The 19,467-nt window shown below is 63.7% G+C and carries 17 protein-coding genes and 1 other RNA gene; 12 read left to right on the plus strand and 6 right to left on the minus strand.

What is annotated here, in order from left to right; translation table 11 throughout:
• Nucleotides 1–43: 43 nt before the first annotated feature.
• The 6 genes from FA90_RS01365 to ompA all read right to left on the minus strand — a co-directional run bounded on the left by FA90_RS01365 (nt 44) and on the right by ompA (nt 5,488).
• Nucleotides 44–1,621 (minus strand): site-specific integrase, encoded by a 1,578-nt coding sequence (locus FA90_RS01365; RefSeq protein WP_036165116.1) that lies wholly within the window; start codon nt 1,619–1,621, stop codon nt 44–46.
• Between the two features lie 91 nt (nt 1,622–1,712).
• Nucleotides 1,713–2,071, minus strand: a transfer-messenger RNA (tmRNA) gene (gene ssrA / locus FA90_RS25405).
• Between the two features lie 164 nt (nt 2,072–2,235).
• The gene (locus FA90_RS27455) at nt 2,236–2,838 is read right to left on the minus strand and encodes a glycine zipper 2TM domain-containing protein (RefSeq protein ID WP_036165119.1); all 603 of its coding nucleotides are present in this window, start codon (nt 2,836–2,838) and stop codon (nt 2,236–2,238) included.
• Nucleotides 2,839–3,177: 339 nt separating this feature from the next.
• A complete protein-coding gene (locus FA90_RS01375) occupies nt 3,178–3,882 on the minus strand; it encodes an HAD family hydrolase (protein WP_036165122.1) in 705 nt (234 codons plus the stop codon).
• A gap of 32 nt (nt 3,883–3,914) precedes the next feature.
• Nucleotides 3,915–4,622 (minus strand): bifunctional 2-polyprenyl-6-hydroxyphenol methylase/3-demethylubiquinol 3-O-methyltransferase UbiG, encoded by a 708-nt coding sequence (gene ubiG, locus FA90_RS01380; RefSeq protein WP_036165125.1) that lies wholly within the window; start codon nt 4,620–4,622, stop codon nt 3,915–3,917.
• Between the two features lie 152 nt (nt 4,623–4,774).
• A complete protein-coding gene (gene ompA, locus FA90_RS01385; RefSeq protein WP_036165127.1) occupies nt 4,775–5,488 on the minus strand; it encodes an outer membrane protein OmpA in 714 nt (237 codons plus the stop codon).
• Between the two features lie 408 nt (nt 5,489–5,896).
• Here ompA and gyrA point away from each other — a divergent pair, with 408 nt between their 5' ends.
• From gyrA to lapB, 12 genes are all read left to right on the plus strand, one after another.
• Complete coding sequence (gene gyrA, locus FA90_RS01390; RefSeq protein WP_036165130.1) at nt 5,897–8,512, plus strand: DNA gyrase subunit A; 2,616 nt, start codon at nt 5,897–5,899, stop codon at nt 8,510–8,512.
• 151 nt (nt 8,513–8,663) lie between these two features.
• A complete protein-coding gene (locus FA90_RS01395) occupies nt 8,664–9,215 on the plus strand; it encodes a DUF2059 domain-containing protein (protein ID WP_197065225.1) in 552 nt (183 codons plus the stop codon).
• 13 nt (nt 9,216–9,228) lie between these two features.
• Nucleotides 9,229–10,332 carry a 3-phosphoserine/phosphohydroxythreonine transaminase gene (gene serC, locus FA90_RS01400; RefSeq protein WP_036165134.1) on the plus strand — a complete coding sequence of 368 codons (1,104 nt, stop codon included), beginning with the start codon at nt 9,229–9,231 and terminating at the stop codon, nt 10,330–10,332.
• 78 nt (nt 10,333–10,410) lie between these two features.
• Complete coding sequence (gene pheA / locus FA90_RS01405) at nt 10,411–11,481, plus strand: prephenate dehydratase (RefSeq protein WP_036165137.1); 1,071 nt, start codon at nt 10,411–10,413, stop codon at nt 11,479–11,481.
• Nucleotides 11,482–11,640: 159 nt separating this feature from the next.
• Nucleotides 11,641–12,756, plus strand: a complete 1,116-nt coding sequence (hisC, locus tag FA90_RS01410; RefSeq protein WP_036165140.1) for a histidinol-phosphate transaminase — start codon at nt 11,641–11,643, stop codon at nt 12,754–12,756.
• Nucleotides 12,756–13,658, plus strand: coding sequence for a prephenate dehydrogenase/arogenate dehydrogenase family protein (locus FA90_RS01415; protein ID WP_036165143.1), 903 nt, complete (start codon nt 12,756–12,758; stop codon nt 13,656–13,658). The genes hisC and FA90_RS01415 overlap by 1 nt, the downstream gene beginning before the upstream one ends.
• A 1-nt stretch (nt 13,659) precedes the next feature.
• Nucleotides 13,660–14,991, plus strand: coding sequence for a 3-phosphoshikimate 1-carboxyvinyltransferase (aroA, locus tag FA90_RS01420; RefSeq protein ID WP_036165146.1), 1,332 nt, complete (start codon nt 13,660–13,662; stop codon nt 14,989–14,991).
• Nucleotides 14,992–15,006: 15 nt separating this feature from the next.
• A complete protein-coding gene (cmk, locus tag FA90_RS01425; RefSeq protein ID WP_036165149.1) occupies nt 15,007–15,669 on the plus strand; it encodes a (d)CMP kinase in 663 nt (220 codons plus the stop codon).
• Nucleotides 15,670–15,793: 124 nt separating this feature from the next.
• Complete coding sequence (rpsA, locus tag FA90_RS01430) at nt 15,794–17,476, plus strand: 30S ribosomal protein S1 (RefSeq protein WP_156116831.1); 1,683 nt, start codon at nt 15,794–15,796, stop codon at nt 17,474–17,476.
• 18 nt (nt 17,477–17,494) lie between these two features.
• Nucleotides 17,495–17,800, plus strand: coding sequence for an integration host factor subunit beta (locus FA90_RS01435; RefSeq protein ID WP_027864826.1), 306 nt, complete (start codon nt 17,495–17,497; stop codon nt 17,798–17,800).
• Nucleotides 17,801–17,920: 120 nt separating this feature from the next.
• Nucleotides 17,921–18,232, plus strand: a complete 312-nt coding sequence (locus FA90_RS01440; RefSeq protein ID WP_036165156.1) for a lipopolysaccharide assembly LapA domain-containing protein — start codon at nt 17,921–17,923, stop codon at nt 18,230–18,232.
• 49 nt (nt 18,233–18,281) lie between these two features.
• The gene (gene lapB, locus FA90_RS01445; protein ID WP_036165158.1) at nt 18,282–19,457 is read left to right on the plus strand and encodes a lipopolysaccharide assembly protein LapB; all 1,176 of its coding nucleotides are present in this window, start codon (nt 18,282–18,284) and stop codon (nt 19,455–19,457) included.
• Nucleotides 19,458–19,467: the final 10 nt, after the last annotated feature.

A 19,467-nucleotide genomic window follows, 5' to 3' on the forward strand; every position in this document is an offset into this window, starting at 1 on the left:
GGGTGGCTTGCTTAATTCGGGGAGCATGTGCCAGTCGTATTCATCAGACGAGTGGCTTGTTTACGGTGCGCACTCGACTTCGCGCGCGTGCTAAAGCTTCTCGCACGTCGACCAAGGTCGAGCGCAACTTTTTCAAGCCAGCATAGTCAAGCACGCCGTCGTATCTGAGCGTGTCAATGGCGCGCTTGCGATCGGCGATGCTGAAATCGTTTTTGATGTCGCCGTACGTGTCGTGCACGTCATCGCCGGGAGTGTGTCCGACCACAACCATACTCAGTTCCTTCGCTATGCCCGCCGTACGCATACGGCTGACTGCACCATGACGGAAGCTATGGAATACGAGCGCAGGGTCGTCTAAGCCGACCCGGTTACAGTACCGGGCGAACTGCTTTGACGCGGCCTGGCCGGGGCCATCGCGCCCGCCAATTAGTTCAGGGAACAACACACTACGTCCAGCGTGGCGGACTGTTTGCAAGTAGTCGAGTAACCCTAAGCTAATCAGGGAATCATGAACTGGAACAATGCGGCGCCCGGCATCGGTTTTTACTCGTTTCTCACGACGGCCATCCGTCTCGTCGCCGTCGCCGTTGTCCGTCACATGAAAACAAGCGATGCCGTCGCGCGCACCGACGTCGGCAAGCGCTAGCTGCGCGATTTCGTTAATGCGCATGCCGCTGTGTAAGCCGATTAGAGGCAACCAATACATGTAGGGGCTTTGTTGACGGCCTTGCGCGTACGTTGTCGGGCTGAACAGCGTGCGCAGCTCGTCGTCTGTGAACGCGCGGCGCTGCACCTTCCTTGACCGCGCCGTGATGCGCACGTTGCCCATCAGCTCGAACGGCGGCTTGCTGCCCTCGCGCCGGAACGCCCACTTGAGGAAATTGTTCGTGCGCTGGGCAGTGTTCTTGGCGCTCTGCGCGCTAAGCTTTGCCACGTCGAGGGAAACCATATCGTCGATGCTCAGGCCACGCGCCGCCGCGATCTTGGTGCGGTTCGTCGGTATCTCACTGATCGTGTCTTCAAAGCGGTTCTGGTCGGTCACGGCCAGGGTGCTAAGCGGCTTGTCGCCGACGATGTCGACGAACAAGGCGATCGCCGCGCGATACGATTCGAGCGTTTTCTCGGTCGGTTTGTTGGCCGTGAGAACGTGCGACAAGTACGGCTCGATGTAGTCGGACAGAAGCTTGGATGCATGGCTGACCGCGAGCGCGGGCGTAACTTCAATTGGACGCTCGGCCGGGGCGTTTAACATGGCCGCCATCGCCTGTACCGCTGACTGCACCATTGCCGGAGTGTCGCCAGGCTCAGTGGTTATCTTGCCTTTCGGGCGCCGGAACTCATCAAGGCTGAGTTCCATAATCATGCCGACCTTCGGGACGGCGTTACTGGATCGTTTTTTGGTCGCGCACATTGAGTCTTCCCTAAGCTGGCGAAACAAGTTTTTGAACGACAGCGCCAGCGTCTGGGCCGATAGTGCAGCGTCTATAACTTTCGCCGTATCGAGCGAGCGGTACACCTCGGCCTGGCCGAAGTGTACGCGCAGGTCAGCAGGGATAGCAATTCGGAAGTAAAGGATGCCGCACCGGTTGCGGTGAAGATGTGAGGGTAGGCGTATAGGCATGGTTTCGGGGTTCTGGTTTGGGACACCGGAGACCGAAACACGCGCTAGAAAAGAAAAAGCCGTTGACGAATCAACGGCTTAATCAGAATTATGGTGGAGGCGGAGGGAATCGAACCCTCGTCCGCAAGCACTCTACAGACAGTTCTACATACTTAGCACTATCTTTTAATTTAACCAGTACAACGGGGATGTGCACCCTTTGTACAGGCTAGTTACCTTAAATTTCGGAAGCGACCAAGTAACCCGATCGATTCCTAGCCTCTGTAAATGACTCTACGAGCCTTGCGGCACACCCCAGAGGCGAGGTGATGTAGAGCTAGCAGCGATTAGGCTGCGAGTGCGTACGAGTTATCGTTTGCAGTTATTGATTTCTGGATGTATTTACGAGGTAACCAGTCCTCGGTATGCCCTGCGCTGCTTTGCAACCCACGTCGAAACCAGGTCGCCCCCCAACGAAAGAACCATCATTGTACCCCAATCCGGTACGAAGTGCAGATACGTCAGGACCCGCACGATTGACCGGGGTGAAGCAGATGGATGCGCTTCTGTGCTGCCATATGCGGCGCGGATCCCGGTTTTCAAGACCGCGCCGCATGTTTTGCCAAATCGACCGGTCAGCGGCCCTGGTTGGCGATCTGGTTGCCCAGGAAACCGCCGCCGATGATGCCGGCCACCGTTGCCAGCTTGCGGCCGTTGCCGCCGCCGACTTGGTTGCCGATCAGGCCGCCGACCACGGCGCCGGTGCCGATCGCCACGTAGTTCGGCTGGGCCGGCGCCGGTTCGTAATAGGCCGGCGCATCGTTGCGTGCGTAGCTGGTGTGGTGCACGGTCCTGTGAACCGGCTTGGCCGGCACCGGCACTTCCTTGATCACGGTTTTTTCGATCACCACCGGGGCAGGCTGGACGCTGGCGACTGGCTGCGCATAGTTCACCGGCATCGGCTGGGCCTGCGCGAGCTGCGCCGGCTGGGCGTAGGCGGCTTGCACCGGCTGCATCGCCGGCGTGTAGCTGACCGGCGCGCCGGGCAGGGCGGCCTGGGCCAGCGTAGCGTTGCCCGGTACCGCCTGGGCGGTGGCGACCGGCGCCTCGGGCGCACCATGCGAGCTCGGCAGCATGCCGGTAATCGCGGCCGTGCCAGCCAGGCTGACGACGATCACCGACACCGCGGCGGCGGCCATCAGCGGGTGGATGCGATTGGTGGTCTTGGTGGTTTCCATGTCTCTGCTCCTGCAGTGTTATGCGTTGTGCGTTGTCTTGTGCTGCAGGGGTAGATTAACCAGCCCGCTGGGGCAGAGATAGACGGGCGGCTGTATCAATCGTAAATATGTGTAAGTGCCGGGCGGAAAAGATGGATGTGGCGTCGCCGTGTCGCGCAAGCGCTACGCTGATCAGTTCGCGACCAGCGAGGCCAAGCCCCTCACACGCGAACGTCAGGTAAATTGCAACTAACCGACAAAGGAGCCGCAAACGCGACACAAACCAGCCACCAAGCCGGGCGGCGGTAACCTGATACCAGCCAACGAAACCCGAGCCGCGGTACAGCAGCCCGGAACAGATCAAACCGCCTCTGCCGCCCGCACCGACGCCACCACGGCATTCAGCGTCGCCAGCAGATCCGCCGGCGTATCGAGCTGGAAATCCGCGCCCCAGGTCGACGGGTCGATCGCCCCGCAATACCCCCAGTTGCAGGCCACGGTCACCATGCCGGCGGCGCGTCCCGCTTCGATGTCGCGCAAATCGTCGCCGACGTACCAGCAGTGGGCCGGATCGATGCCCAGCCTGCGCGCTGCTTCTAATAGCGGGGCAGGATGCGGCTTGGCGTGCGGCGTGGTGTCGCCGGAGACGATGCAGCCGGCATGCGCCAGGCCGATCTGCGGCACCAGCGGATCGGTGAAGCGCATCGGCTTGTTGGTGACGATGCCCCACTCCATGCCGGCCGCGCGGATGCCCTCGAGCAGCTCATTGACGCCGTCGAACAGCGTGCTGTGCACCGCCATCGCCGCCTGGTAGCGGTCGAACCAGGCCAGGCGCAGGTCTTCGTAGCCTTCGTCGCCGGGCGCCAGGCCGAAGGCGGCGCCGATCATGCCGCGCGCACCGGCCGAGGCGGTCGGACGCAGGATGGCGTACGGCGTCGGCGCCAGTCCGCGCTCGGTGCGCAGCACATTGACGGCCGCGGCCAGGTCGGGCGCGGTGTCGGCCAGCGTGCCGTCGAGGTCGAACAGGATGGCGCGCGGCGCGCTCAGGCGGGAAGGAAAGTTCATAAACGGCTGATGGAGTACGCGTTGGAGCGGTATCAAAGTGGCTTGCTGCAGGCGACCATGTAGTTCACGTCGGTGTCCTGGTTCAGCGAATAAATCTTGGTCAGCGGATTGTAGGTCAGTCCCTTCAAGCCGTCGACCACCAGGCCTGCCTCGCGCGCGTAGTTCGAGAGCTCGGCCGGGGTGATGAACTTGCCGTAGTCATGGGTTCCGCGCGGCAGCATGCGCAGTACGTACTCGGCGCCGATGACCGCGAACAGGTAGGCTTTCGGGTTGCGGTTGATGGTCGAGAAGAACACGTGGCCGCCCGGCTTGACCAGGTTGAACGCGGCGCGCACGATCGCGGCCGGGTCCGGCACGTGCTCGAGCATCTCCATGCAGGTGACGACGTCGTACTGGCCGGCTTCCTCGGCCGCCATGTCCTCGGCGGCGATCAGCTTGTAGCGCACCTCGACACCGGATTCCAGGCTGTGCAGGTCGGCGACCTTCAGCGCTTTCTTGGACAAGTCGATGCCGGTGACCTTGGCGCCCTTGCGCGCCATCGATTCGGCCAGGATGCCACCGCCGCAGCCGATGTCGATCACGTTCTTGCCCGCGAGCGGGGCGCGTGCGTTGATCCATTCCAGGCGCAAGGGATTGATGTCGTGCAGCGGCCGGAATTCGGACGTCGGGTCCCACCAGCGATGGGCCAGTTCACTGAATTTCTGGATCTCGAGAGGATCGGCGTTGGTCGTCGTAGTCATAGGTCGGAATAATAGCGGAAATGCCGTAGCGCGACGGCTGGGCCCGAAAAATAAAGAACGCTTCTCGGCCGCGCGTGCGCGTCCGAGGCAGATAAGTCGACAGGCGTAAAAAAACCCCGCCGCAGCGGGGTTTTCTCGATGCAGGCGCCAGCTTACTGCTGCTGGGTGCTGCGGGTACCGACGACTTCGATCTCGACGCGGCGGTTCTTGGCGCGGCCGGCGGCGGTCGTGTTGTCGGCGACAGGCTGCTTCTCGCCCTTGCCTTCGGTGTAGATGCGGTTCGATTCCACGCCCTTGCCCTGCAGGTAGGACTTGACGGCTTCGGCGCGGCGCACGGACAGCTTCTGGTTGTAGGCATCGGTGCCGACCGAGTCGGTGTGGCCGACGGCGATGATGACTTCCAGGTTGATGTCCTTCAGCTTGCTGACCAGGTCGTCCAGCGATGCCTGGCCGGCCGGCTTCAGCACGGCCTTGTCGAAGTCGAAGAAGGCGTCGGCCGAGTAGCTGACTTTTTCCGAGGTCGGGACCGGAGCCGGAGCCGGGGTCGGGGCCGGGGTCGCTTCAGCCGGCGGCGGTGGCGGTGGCGGCGGTGCGACGCACTTGCCGTTTTCCAGGTGCTCGGGCTCGACGCACAGCGGGGCGTCGCAGCCGGGGACCGCATCGGCCGGGGTCCAGTAGCCGGTACGCCAGCACAGGCCGAAAGGATCGCGGGCCACGACGCCGCGGGCATCCTGCACGTAGGCGCTGTAAGGCTTCGGAGCCTGGATGTCCGTGGTCAGCGGCGCATACGGAGGCGCGCTTTGCGCCGATGCGGTGCCCGCTACCGCTGCCGAAGCGGCGAGCATGAGGGTTGCCAGTTTATTCATATTTTTTATTCCTTTCGGTAAATTCTTCGCGATGTGAAACCGTGCAGGTCATCACTCCGAGTAGGCAAAATAATAACATTCGTCTTGGATGACCGCCGCACTGTTGCGTCTGGTTCCACATTGTGAAACAAGCAATTAACTTCTCGGCCATTTTGCCACATACGCTACAGCCGCACGACCGCCGGCCGCTCAATTACGGTGCATGGGTTTTGCCGCGTTGTTTCTGCGCAACAACGTGTAGTGAGCGATGCGCAAGCTTGACGAATGTTTATGACAAGCATGTGTCATAAAGTTAAGCGTGCGTATTTTTCAACCATTGGGATTGCCTACGATTACGCTCCTATATAAGGCGCGTGGTAAAATCTCTCTCTTAAACAACCCTAATCGACCACGAGCAGCCGACCCGCAATGGATCAATTTGCAAAAGAAACAGTTCCAATTTCATTGGAAGAAGAGATGCGCAAGAGCTACCTCGATTACGCCATGAGCGTGATCGTCGGCCGCGCTCTGCCGGACGTGCGCGACGGCCTCAAGCCGGTGCACCGCCGCGTGCTGTACTCGATGCATGAAAGCAACTACGTGTTCAACCGCCCGTACGTGAAGTGCGCACGCGTGGTCGGCGACACGATGGGTAAGTACCACCCGCACGGCGACGCCTCGATCTATGACACGCTGGTGCGCATGGCGCAGGATTTCTCGCTGCGCTACACCCTGGTCGACGGCCAGGGCAACTTCGGTTCGATCGACGGCGACAGCGCCGCGGCGATGCGCTACACCGAGTGCCGCCTCGACAAGATTTCGAACGAACTGCTGGCCGACATCGACAAGGACACCGTCGACTTCCAGCCGAACTACGACGGCAAGGAAAAGGAGCCGACGGTCCTGCCGACCCGGATCCCGAACCTGCTGATCAACGGTTCGTCGGGCATCGCGGTCGGCATGGCCACCAACATCCCGCCGCACAACCTGTCGGAAGTGATCAACGGCGCGCTGCACGTGCTGCGCAACCCGGACTGCACGATCGACGAGCTGATCGAGCTGATCCCGGCGCCGGACTTCCCGACCGCCGGCATCATCTATGGCGTCTCGGGCGTGCGCGACGGCTATCGCACCGGCCGCGGCCGCGTCGTGATGCGGGCCAAGACCCACTTCGAGGAATACGGCCGTGACGGCGGCCGCGTCGCCATCATCGTCGACGAGCTGCCGTACCAGGTCAACAAGAAGTCGCTGCTCGAGCGCATCGCCGAGAACGTGCGCGACAAGAAGCTGGAAGGCATCTCCGACATCCGCGACGAGTCCGACAAGTCGGGCATGCGCGTGGTGATCGAGCTCAAGAAGGGCGAAGTGCCCGAGGTGGTGCTGAACAACCTGTACAAGCAGACCCAGCTGCAGGACACCTTCGGCATGAACATGGTGGCGCTGGTCAACGGCCAGCCCAAGCTGCTGAACCTCAAGCAGATGCTGCAGTGCTTCCTGTCGCACCGCCGCGAAGTGGTCACGCGCCGCACCGTGTTCGAGCTGCGCAAGGCGCGCGAGCGCGGCCACATGCTGGAAGGCCTGGCCGTGGCGCTGGCCAACATCGACGATTTCATCGCGATCATCAAGGCCGCGCCGACCCCGCCGGTCGCCAAGACCGAGCTGATGCAGCGCGCCTGGGATTCGTCGCTGGTGCGGGAGATGCTCAACCGTACCGAAACCGGCGCCGCCGGCGGCATCGACGCCTTCCGTCCGGAGCACCTGCCGAAGCACTACGGCATGCAGGAGGACGGCCTGTACAAGCTGTCCGACGAGCAGGCCCAGGAAATCCTGCAGATGCGCCTGCAGCGCCTGACCGGCCTTGAGCAGGACAAGATCGTCAACGAGTACAAGGAAGTGATGGCCCACATCGCCGACCTGCTCGACATCCTGGCCAAGCCGGAGCGCGTCACCCAGATCATCGTCGACGAGATGGGTCAGATCCAGACCGACTACACCGCCAACGGCAAGGACGTGCGCCGCTCGGCCATCGAGCACAACGCCTCCGACCTGGAAACCGAAGACCTGATCACGCCGCAGGACATGGTCGTGACGCTGTCGCACACCGGCTACATGAAGTCGCAGCCGATCTCGGAATACCGGGCGCAAAAGCGCGGCGGCCGCGGCAAGCAGGCGATGGCGACCAAGGACGAGGACTGGATCGACCAGCTGTTCATCGCCAACACGCACGACTACATGCTGTGCTTCAGTAACCGTGGCCGGATGTACTGGCTGAAGGTGTGGGAAGTGCCGCAGGGTTCGCGCGCCTCGCGCGGCAAGCCGATCGTCAACATGTTCCCGCTGCAGGACGGCGAGAAGATCACCGTGATCCTGCCGCTGTCGGGCGAGAACTCGAGCTTCCCGGAAGACCATTACGTCTTCATGGCGACCAGCCTCGGCACCGTCAAGAAGACGCCGCTGCGCGACTTTTCCAATCCACGCAAGGCCGGCATCATCGCGGTCGACCTGGACGACGGCGACGTGCTGGTCGGCGCCGCGCTCACCGACGGCAAGCACGATGTGATGCTGTTCTCGGACGCCGGCAAGGCCGTGCGCTTCGACGAGAACGACGTGCGCCCGATGGGCCGCACCGCGCGCGGCGTGCGCGGCATGAACCTGGACGAAGGCCAGAACGTGATCGCGCTGCTGGTGGCCGAGAACGAGCAGCAGTCGGTGCTCACGGCCACCGAGAACGGCTTCGGCAAGCGCACCCCGATCGGCGAGTACACCCGCCACGGCCGCGGCACCAAGGGCATGATCGCGATCCAGACCACCGAGCGTAACGGCCGCGTGGTGGCCGCGACCCTGGTCGAGGAAAAGGACGAGATCATGCTGATCACCACCGGCGGCGTCCTGATCCGCACCCGCGTCGCCGAGATCCGCGAGATGGGCCGCGCGACCCAGGGCGTGACCCTGATCGCGGTCGAGGACGGCACCAAGCTGTCCGGCCTGCAGCGCGTGGTCGAGAGCGACATCGAGGAAGTCGAGCTGGAGGCGGCGCCGGAGTAATTCCGCCGCTCCGAAACAAAGGCCTGCACAGTCGATGTGCAGGCCTTTTTTGTTTTTGCTGCGCTGCGGTGCAAAAATGGCCGGGAAGAGGATTTTTTGCAAGTTTCGTGCGAAAATCGGTAGTGCCCCACCGACCATGCCAAGGAAGACCGTGAAAACAACCCTCGCCGCCATTGCCTTCTTCGTGACCTGCGCGCCCGCTTTTGCCCAGAGCGCCGCGCCGCTGCCGTCCGCCGACCCGCAAGTCGTCGCGGCGACCCGGCAGATGCTGGCGACCATGAAGGTGCGCGACACCATGGCGGCGACCATGCGCCAGATCGAAATGCAGATGCCGGCGCAGGTCAAGTCGTCGGCGACGATGACGATCAAGAACAATCCGAAACTGAACGAGCAGCAGAAAGACGAGGCCCTGCGCAAGCTCGACCAGGATCTGCCGAAGATCAGCGCGCAGATGCACACGGTATTGGGCGACCCCACGCTGATCGACGAGATGATCACGGAGATGGTGCCGCTGTACGCCGAGACCTTTACGTTGGACGAGATCCGTCAGCTGACGGCGTTTTACGCGTCTCCGGTCGGGCAAAAGACCCTGGAAGTGATGCCGGCGCTGATGGGCCGCGGCATGGAAATCGGCAACCGCATCATGATGCCGCGCATGCAGAAGATCATGACGCAGAACGCGCACGTCGCGGCTGGCCAGTGAGGACGCAGGTACGATGACCCAGGTTTCACACCCAGTATTCAATTTCTCCGCCGGTCCGGCGGTCCTCCCCAAGGAAGTCCTCCAGCAAGCCGCCGCCGAAATGCTGGACTGGCATGGCAGCGGCATGTCGGTGATGGAGATGAGCCACCGCGGCCCCGAATTCATCTCGATCTACGAGCAGGCCGAGCTTGATCTGCGCGAACTCCTGGCCGTCCCGGCCAACTACAGGATCCTGTTCATGCAGGGCGGGGGGCTGGGCCAGAACGCGATCGTGCCGCTCAACCTGGCCGGCCGCGCGCCGCAGCAGCCGGCCACCGTCGACTTCGTGCAGACCGGTTCCTGGTCGAGCAAGTCGATCAAGGAAGCACGCCGCTACGTGAACGTGAACGTGGCCGCCTCCAGCGAAGCGAACGGCTTCACCGCCGTGCCGCCGCAATCCGAATGGAAGCTGACGCCGGGCGCCGCTTACCTGCATGTCTGCACCAACGAGACCATCGACGGCGTCGAGTTCAACTTCGCGCCGAGCGTGCAGGGCGACGTGCCGGTGGTGGCCGACATGTCCTCGCACATCCTGTCGCGCCGGATCGACGTGTCGAAGTACGGCGTGATCTTCGCCGGCGCGCAAAAGAACATCGGCCCGGCCGGGCTGACGCTGGTGATCGTGCGCGACGACCTGCTCGATGCCGCGCTGCCGATTTGCCCGGGCGTGTTCAACTGGCGCGCCGTGATGGAAGCCGACTCCATGCTCAACACCCCGCCGACCTATGCGATCTATATCGCCGGGCTGGTGTTCGCGCACCTGAAAAAACTGGGCGGCGTGGCCGAGATGGAACGCCGCAACATCGAAAAAGCGCGCCTGCTGTACGCCGCGCTGGACGCCGACGATTTCTACAAGAATCGCGTGGCGCCGGAATATCGCTCGCGCATGAACGTACCGTTCTACCTGCGCGATGAAAGCCTGAACGACAAGTTTTTGGCCGGCGCCAAGGCGCGCGGGCTGCTGCAACTGAAGGGCCACAAGTCCGTCGGCGGTATGCGGGCATCGATCTACAACGCGATGCCGATCGAGGGCGTGCAAGCCCTGGTCGATTATTTGAACGAGTTCGCGGGCCGTTGATCATCGACGGCGGCTCGCAGGCGCCTGCGCGTGCGAGCCGCGAATGACCGGGTCACGAACGACCATCATGAGCAGACAATGACAGACAAACTCCAACCCCTGCGCCAGCAGATCGATGCGATCGATGCGCAAATCCTCGACCTCCTGTCCCGGCGCGGCAAGATCGCCCAGGAAGTCGGCCACGTGAAGGCCGAAACCAACGCGCCGGTGTTCCGCCCCGAGCGCGAAGCGCAGGTCCTGCGCAAGGTCGCCGACAACAACCCGGGCCCGCTCAGGGACGGCGACGTGCAGACCATCTTCCGCGAGATCATGTCGTCCTGCCGCGCGCTGGAAAAGCGCGTGACGGTGGCCTATCTCGGCCCGACCGGCACCTTCAGCGAGCAGGCCGTGTTCCAGCAGTTCGGCAGCGCGGTCGAAGGGCTGCCCTGCGTGTCGATCGACGAGGTGTTCCGCGCCACCGAGGCCGGTACCGCCGACTTCGGCGTGGTCCCGGTCGAGAACTCGTCCGAAGGCGCGATCAACCGCTCGCTCGACCTGATGCTGTCGACCACCAGCATCATCAGCGGCGAAGTGTCGATCCCGGTCCACCACAGCCTGATGACCAGGACCGGCAGCATGGACGGCGTCACTGTCGTGTGCGCGCATTCGCAGGCGCTGGCGCAGTGCCAGGCCTGGCTCAACCTGCACCACCCGAACGTCGAGCGGCGCGCCGTCGCCTCGAACGCCGAGGCGGCCGTGCTGGCCAGCCAGGACCCGACCGTGGCGGCGATCGCCAGCGAGATGGCGGGCGAGCAGTACAAGCTGGGCGTGGTGCAGGCCCACATCCAGGACGATCCGCACAACCGCACGCGCTTCGTCGTGATCGGACGCCAGGCCACCGGCCCGTCCGGACGCGACCGCACCTCGCTGGTGCTGGCGGTGCCGAACAAGGCCGGCGCGGTCTACAACCTGCTGGCGCCGCTGGCCAAGCATGCCGTCTCGATGACGCGCTTCGAATCGCGCCCGGCGCGCATCGGCACCTGGGAGTACTACTTCTACGTCGACGTCGAGGGCCACATCGCCGACGCGAACGTCGCCGCCGCGCTGGAAGAGTTGAAAGACAACGCCGCATTTTTCAAGGTTCTAGGCTCCTACCCCGTCGGCCTGTAGTGGGGATCTCGATAAACCTACTGCGCGTCGCATTTTCGGCCTGCGATGCTCGCCGTACCGTCAGTACGGCTGCGCTTCTCGGCCGAAACTGCTTCCGCTCGCTACGGTTTCTCGAGATCCCGTTAAGCTAACTGTTTTTAAATTGATTGTAGAAAAATTATGTCGCAATTCGGTCCCGATTACGTCCGCGCCATCGCCCCTTACCAGGCCGGCAAACCCATTTCCGAAGTCGCGCGCGAGTTCGGCCTCGACGAGGCCAGCATCGTCAAGCTGGCCTCGAACGAAAACCCGTTCGGCGTGCCCGACTCCGCCAGGAAGGCCATGGCCGAGGCGGCCGCGGAACTGGGCCGCTACCCGGACGCCAGCGGTTTTGAACTGAAGGCCGCACTGGCCAAGCGCTACGACGTGCCGGCCGACTGGATCACGCTCGGCAACGGCTCCAACGACATCCTCGAGATCGCCGCCCATGCCTTCGTGCAGACCGGCCAGTCGGTGGTGTTCTCGCAGTACGCGTTCGCGATCTACGCGCTGGCCGCGCAGGGCGTGGGCGCGCGCGGCATCGTCGCGCCGGCCAAGGGCTACGGCCACGACCTGGATGCGATGCTGGCAGCGATCGAGCCCGATACGCGCCTGGTCTACATCGCCAACCCGAACAACCCGACCGGCACCTTCATTCCGGCCGCCGAGATCGAAGCTTTCCTGTCCAGGGTGCCGGCCGGCGTCGTCGTCGTGCTGGACGAGGCCTACAACGAATACCTGGAGCCGAAGGACCAGTTCGAGTCCGCGCAATGGGTGCGCAAGTACCCGAACCTGATCGTCTCGCGCACCTTCTCGAAGGCCTACGGCCTGGCCGGCCTGCGCGTCGGCTTCGCGATCGCCCAGCCGGTCGTGACCGACCTGATGAACCGCATCCGCCAGCCGTTCAACGTCAATTCGCTGGCCCAGGCCGCCGCCATCGCCGCGTTGACCGACAAGGCCTTCCTGGAGAAGGGCGCGCAGAACAACCGCGAAGGCTACCGCCAGCTGACCGCTGCCTTTGATGAGCTCAAGCTCGAGTACGTGCCGTCGTATGGCAACTTCGTGCTGGTGAAAGTCGGCGAGGACGACGGCGCCGGCGCGCGCGTCAACCTGGCGCTGCTCAAGCAGGGCGTGATCGTGCGCCCGGTCGGCGCTTACGGCTTGCCGCAGTGGCTGCGCATCTCGATCGGCCTGCCGGAAGAGAACGCACGCTTCGTGGACGCACTGCGCGAAGCCCTGAAGGCAGCGCTGCGCTGATGTTCGACAAGGTCGTCATCGTCGGCGTCGGGCTGATCGGCGGCTCGTTCGCGCTCGGCCTGAAGGCGGCGGGCGCCGTGCGCAACGTGGTCGGGCTGGAGAGATCGAGCACGGCGCTCGCGCGTGCGCGCGCGCTCGGCATCGTCGACCAAGCCAGTACCGATCCGGAACAAGCGCTGCAGGGCGCCGACCTGGTCCTGCTGGCCGCGCCGGTCGCCCAGACCGAAACGGTGCTCAGGCAGCTCGCGCCCTGGCTCGAGCCGCATACCATCGTCACCGATGCCGGCAGCACCAAGTCGGACGTGGTCGCGAGCGCGCGTGCGGCACTGGGGGAGAAAATCGGCCAGTTCGTGCCGGGCCACCCGATTGCCGGGCGCGAGTCGAACGGGCCGGATGCGGCGCTGCCGGATCTGTTCCGCGGCAAGAAGACGGTGCTGGCGCCGCTGCCGGAGAATCCGCCCGCCATGGTCGAGCGCGTCGCCGCGGCCTGGACGCTGTGCGGCGCGGTCATCCACCGTCTCGGCGCCGAAGAGCACGACCGCGTGTTCGCCGCGGTCAGCCACCTGCCGCACCTGCTGGCCTATGCGCTGGTCGACGACATCGCCAACAAGGCGCACGCCGACCTGCTGTTCCAGTACGCCGCCAGCGGCTTTCGCGACTTCACCCGCATCGCCGGCTCGTCGCCGGAAATGTGGCGCGACATCAGCCTGGCCAACCGGGAAGCGATCCTGGGCGAGCTGGATGCCTATCTGGCACAATTGGTAAATATACGCGCGCGCCTGGCCGCCGCGGACGGCCCGGCGCTCGAAGCCGTGTATGGCAATGCCCAGCGCGCGCGCCGCGCGTGGATCGAAGCCATCGAGGCGATGGAGCCCACTGCGACTGCAGAATCCGGAAAATGAAATGACAGAATCCAAACACTACCCCCAGCACATCGACCTCGAACCCGTGATGCATGCGCGCGGCACCGTGCGCCTGCCGGGCTCGAAGAGCATCTCCAACCGCACGCTGCTGCTGGCCGCGCTGGCGCAGGGCGAAACCACGATCCACGGCCTGCTGGCGTCGGACGACACGCTGGTGATGCTCAAGGCGCTGCAGGAGCTGGGCATCGGCTGGCGCCAGCTCGACGACCATACCCACGTGGTGCAGGGCGGCGGCGGGGCGTTCCCCAACCAGAAAGCCGATCTGTTCATGGGCAATGCCGGCACCGCGATCCGTCCGCTGACCGCGGCCCTGGCCGTGGTCAAAGGCGACTACACGCTGCACGGCGTGAGCCGCATGCACGAGCGTCCGATCGGCGACCTGGTCGAGGCCCTGAACGAAGTCGGCGCGCGCATCGAGTACACCGGCAACCCCGGCTACCCGCCGTTGCACATCCGCCCCGGCCAAGTCGAAACGCGCCGCATGTCGGTGCGCGGCAACGTCTCGAGCCAGTTCCTGACCGCGCTCCTGATGGCGGCGCCGCTGATGGCGCGCACCCAGCCGCTCACCATCGAGGTGGTCGGCGAGCTGATCTCCAAGCCCTACATCGAGATCACCCTCAACCTCATGCGCCGCTTCGGCGTCCAGGTCGACCAGGACGGCTGGTCGGCGTTCACCGTGCAGCCGGGCCAGCAATACAAGAGCCCGCGCAGCATCCGGGTCGAAGGCGACGCCTCGTCGGCATCGTACTTCCTGGCGGCCGGCGCGATCGCCGGCGGTCCGGTGCGCGTGGAAGGCGTGGGGCGCGACAGTATCCAGGGCGACGTGCGCTTCGCCGACGCGCTCGAGCTGATGGGCGCGACCATCACCCGCGGCGAAGACTGGATCGAGGCGCGCGCCGACGCGCCCCTGAAAGCGATCGACGCCGACTTCAACCACATCCCGGACGCGGCGATGACGATCGCCGTGGCCGCGCTGTACGCCGACGGCCCCAGCACGCTGCGCAACATCGCCTCCTGGCGCGTGAAGGAAACCGACCGCCTGGCGGCCATGGCCACCGAGCTGCGCAAGCTCGGCGCGACGGTGGAGGAGGGGCCGGACTACCTGCGCGTGACACCCCCCGGCGAACTGTCGCCGGCCACCATCGACACCTACGACGACCACCGCATGGCGATGTGCTTCTCGCTGGCCTCGCTGGACGGTCAGGCGCGGCGCGGCAATGCGATGCGCATCAACGATCCGAAGTGCGTGGCGAAGACCTTCCCGAATTATTTCGAGACCTTCGCTTCGATCGCCAAGGACGAACTGTTCTGACTAACTAAGACAAGCATGTCAAATTCGACCATCCCCGTCATCACCATCGACGGACCGACCGCCTCCGGCAAGGGCACGGTGGCCCACAAGGTCGCCGACAAGCTGGGCTACCACCTGCTCGATTCGGGCGCGCTGTACCGCCTGACGGCGCTGGCGGCGCTGCGCCGGGGCGTCGACCTGCGCGACGAGCATGCGCTGGCCAAGACCGCCGAGCACCTGACGGTGCGTTTCAACGGCGACCGCATTTATATGGGCACGGAAGAGGTTTCGCACGCGATCCGCGCGGAAGACGTCGGCAACACGGCGTCGAAGATCGCGGCGTTGCCGGCGGTGCGCCAGGCCCTGTACGCCCTGCAGCTGAGTTTCCGAGAGACGCCGGGCCTGGTGGCCGACGGGCGCGACATGGGCACCGTGATCTTCCCCGGAGCCAAGCTGAAAGTGTTCCTGACAGCAAGTGTTGAGGCACGTGCGCAACGCCGGTATAAGCAATTGATTGACAAAGGATTTTCTGCTAATATGGACGATCTGCTGGCGGATTTGCAGGCCCGCGACGCGCGCGACACACAGCGCGCCGTGGCGCCGCTGGTCCCGGCAGAGGGGGCGCACCTGCTCGACACCTCGCGCATGACCGTGGACGAAGCGGTCGCGCAAGTGCTCGAATGGTACGCACACGCATGACGTAGGTGCCCGGCCGTGCTTCATTGCACGCTGGGTGGGTTTCAACTTGACCCAGTTCAGATCGCGTATGGTCGATCTGCTGGCTAACTTCAAAAATCTCATGGCTACTGCAGCAAATCAAGAAATGGGCGGTATGGAAAGCTTCGCAGCACTCTTCGAAGAGTCGCTGTCGCGTCAAGACATGCGTTCGGGCGAGGTCATCTCGGCTGAAGTCGTGCGTCTGGATCACAACTTCGTGATCGTCAATGCCGGCCTGAAGTCGGAAGCCTTCATCCCCATCGAAGAATTCAAGAATGACCAGGGCGAACTGGAAGTCAAAGTCGGTGACTTCGTTTCCGTGGCCATTGAATCGCTGGAAAACGGTTTCGGCGATACCATCCTGTCGCGCGACAAGGCCAAGCGCCTGGCATCGTGGCTGGCGCTGGAAAAAGCAATGGAGTCGGGCGAGATCGTCACCGGCACCGTGAACGGCAAGGTCAAGGGCGGCCTGACCGTCCTGACCAACGGCATCCGCGCATTCCTGCCGGGTTCGCTGGTCGACACCCGTCCGGTCAAGGACACCACCCCGTTCGAAGGCAAGACCCTGGAATTCAAGGTCATCAAGCTGGACCGCAAGCGTAACAACGTCGTGCTGTCGCGTCGCGCCGTGATCGAAGCCTCGATGGGCGAAGAGCGCGCCAAGCTGATGGAAACCCTGAAAGAAGGCACGGTCGTGACTGGCGTCGTCAAGAACATCACCGACTACGGTGCGTTCGTCGACCTGGGCGGCATCGATGGCCTGCTGCACATCACCGACCTGGCATGGCGCCGCGTGCGTCACCCGTCGGAAGTGCTGACCGTCGGCCAGGAAATCACCGCCAAGGTCCTGAAGTACGACCAGGAAAAGAACCGCGTCTCGCTGGGCGTCAAGCAACTGGGCGACGATCCGTGGACCGGCCTGTCGCGTCGCTACCCGCAAGGCACCCGCCTGTTCGGCAAGGTCACCAACCTGACCGACTACGGTGCGTTCGTGGAAGTCGAGCAGGGCATCGAAGGCCTGGTGCACGTCTCGGAAATGGACTGGACCAACAAGAACGTGGCCCCGAACAAGGTTGTCCAGCTGGGCGACGAAGTCGAAGTCATGGTTCTGGAGATCGACGAAGAGCGTCGCCGTATCTCGCTGGGCATGAAGCAGTGCAAGGCCAATCCTTGGGACGACTTCGCGGTCACCCACAAGAAGGGCGACAAGGTCAAGGGTTCGATCAAGTCGATCACCGACTTCGGCGTGTTCATCGGCCTGCCGGGCAACATCGACGGCCTGGTGCACCTGTCGGACCTGTCCTGGACCGAAGCCGGCGAAGAAGCCGTGCGTCGCTTCAAGAAGGGCGACGAGCTGGAAGCCGTGGTCCTGGCCATCGACGTCGAGCGCGAGCGTGTCTCGCTGGGCGTGAAGCAGCTGGAAGGCGACCCGTTCAACAACTTCGCATCGCTGAACGACAAGGGCACCCTGGTCACCGGCACCGTGAAGTCGGTTGAGCCGAAAGGCGCCGTCATCGCGCTGAGCGAAGAAGTCGAAGGCTACCTGCGCGCTTCGGAAATCTCGCGTGACCGCGTGGAAGACGCCGGCACCCACCTGAAAGTGGGCGACAAGGTCGAAGCCCTGGTGATCAACATCGATCGCAAGGCACGCAGCATCCAGCTGTCGATCAAGGCCAAGGACAACGCCGACACCCACGAAGTCATGCAGAAGCTGGCTTCGGACAACAGCGCCGCTTCGGGCACCACCAGCCTGGGCGCACTGTTGAAGGCTAAGTTCGATAAAGGCTAATTCCTTAGGGAAGCGCAGATGACCAAGTCCGAGCTGATCAACCGTCTGGCCGAGCGTTATTCGCAGCTGGTCGCGAAAGACGCCGAGTTTGCCGTCAAGACCATTCTCGACGCGATGACCAACGCCCTGGCGACCGGGCAGCGCATCGAGATCCGCGGTTTCGGCAGCTTCGCGCTGAACAGCCGGCCGCCCCGCATCGGACGCAACCCCAAGTCCGGCGACAAGGTGATGGTGCCCGAAAAACGGGTGCCGCATTTCAAGCCGGGCAAGCAGTTGCGCGAACGGGTCGACGCGATGGTCGGGCAACCGATCATCGAGGACTGAAGTCGTCTGCGACGCAGACAGAAACGGCGTCCCCGCGGGGATGCCGTTTTTTTTCGCCTTTTGAAATCTCCTCCCAAATGTGCGACACTGCGCGTTTGTAGCTTTGCGGCAGGCCTGCTGATGAAATTCGTATCGACCATCATTGGATGTATCCTGTTCGTCCTGTTTTTCAGCTTCGCGCTGAAAAATACGCACCAGGTCGACCTGCATTTTTTCCTGAACTACGAAGTGCGCGGCCCGCTCGTGCTGATGCTGCTGGCATTTTTCGTCGCCGGCGCCTTTCTCGGCATCGTCGCGGTCACGCCGACCGTGTTCCGCCATCGCCGCGAAAGCTCGCAGCACAAGAACACGATCCAGGCGCTGCAGAGCGCTGCCGGCACCGTGTCCGGCGCCCCGCAACCGGATGGCGTGAGCCAGCGCAACGAAGCGTAATCGAGCTGAACCCGGCCGTACTCAGCGCGGCAACAACGAATAAGAACATATGGAATTTGAAATCTGGTGGCTGCTCGGCATCCCCGTCTTTTTCGCCCTCGGCTGGATCGCCGCACGGGTCGACATCAAGCAACTGGTCTCGGAATCGCGCAGCCTGCCGAGCGGTTACTTCAAGGGTCTGAACTTCCTGCTCAACGAGCAGCCCGACAAGGCCATCGACGCCTTCATCGAGATCGTCAAGCTCGATCCCGAAACCGCCGACATGCATTTCGCGCTCGGCAACCTGTTCCGCCGCCGCGGCGAGACCGAACGCGCCATCCGCGTGCACCAGAACCTGCTCTCGCGTCCCGACCTGCCGATCGAGCAGCAGGTGCACGCCCAGTATGAGCTGGGCATGGACTACCTGAAGGCGGGCCTGCTGGACCGCGCCGAGGAAACCTTCAACCTGCTGGTCGACACCCAGTACGGCGTGCAGGCGCGCCGCGCGCTGCTCGAGATTTTCCAGCGCGAGAAGGAGTGGCGCCGCGCGATCGCCGCCGCCCAGGGCCTGCAGGAATCCGGCGCCGGCGCCCACCACAAGGAAATCGCCCAGTTCTATTGCGAGCTGGCCCAGGACCAGCTGGTGCAGATGCAGCCGGAAGAGGCCAAGGCCCTGCTGGACAAGGCGCTGCAGGCCGACCGCAAGAGCGTGCGCGCCACCATGCTGTACGGCGATGCCCTGGTGGCCCAGGACGACATCGAGGGCGCATTGAAGACCTGGCGCCGCGTCGAGCAGCAAAGCGTGCCCCACGTGGCGCTGGTCGCCAGCCGCTTGATGGACGGCTACCGCAAAGTGGGTCGCGCGCAGGAAGGCGTCAACCTGCTGCGTTCCTACCTCGAAGAAGCGTCATCCATTGATCTGATCGAGGTCGTGTTCAAGGCCGTGATTGAACTCGACGGCGTCGACGCTGCCAAACAGCTGGTGGTGGAAGAGCTGCGCCGCAACCCGACCCTGCTCGGCCTGGACAAGCTGCTCGAGGCGCGCCTGATGGACGCCCCGGCCAACGTCTGGGAAGAGCTGTCGATGGTAAAAAACCTGGTGCACGGGTACACCCAGAAGCTGGCGCGTTACCAATGCAGCCATTGCGGCTTCAAGGCGCGCCAGTATTATTGGCACTGCCCCGGATGCAACCGGTGGGAGACCTACCCGCCGCGACGCACCGAAGAACTGAATGTCATGAACTAAGGTCCTGAAA

It is taken from the genome of Massilia sp. 9096, from assembly GCF_000745265.1.
Taxonomy (GTDB): domain Bacteria; phylum Pseudomonadota; class Gammaproteobacteria; order Burkholderiales; family Burkholderiaceae_D; genus Telluria.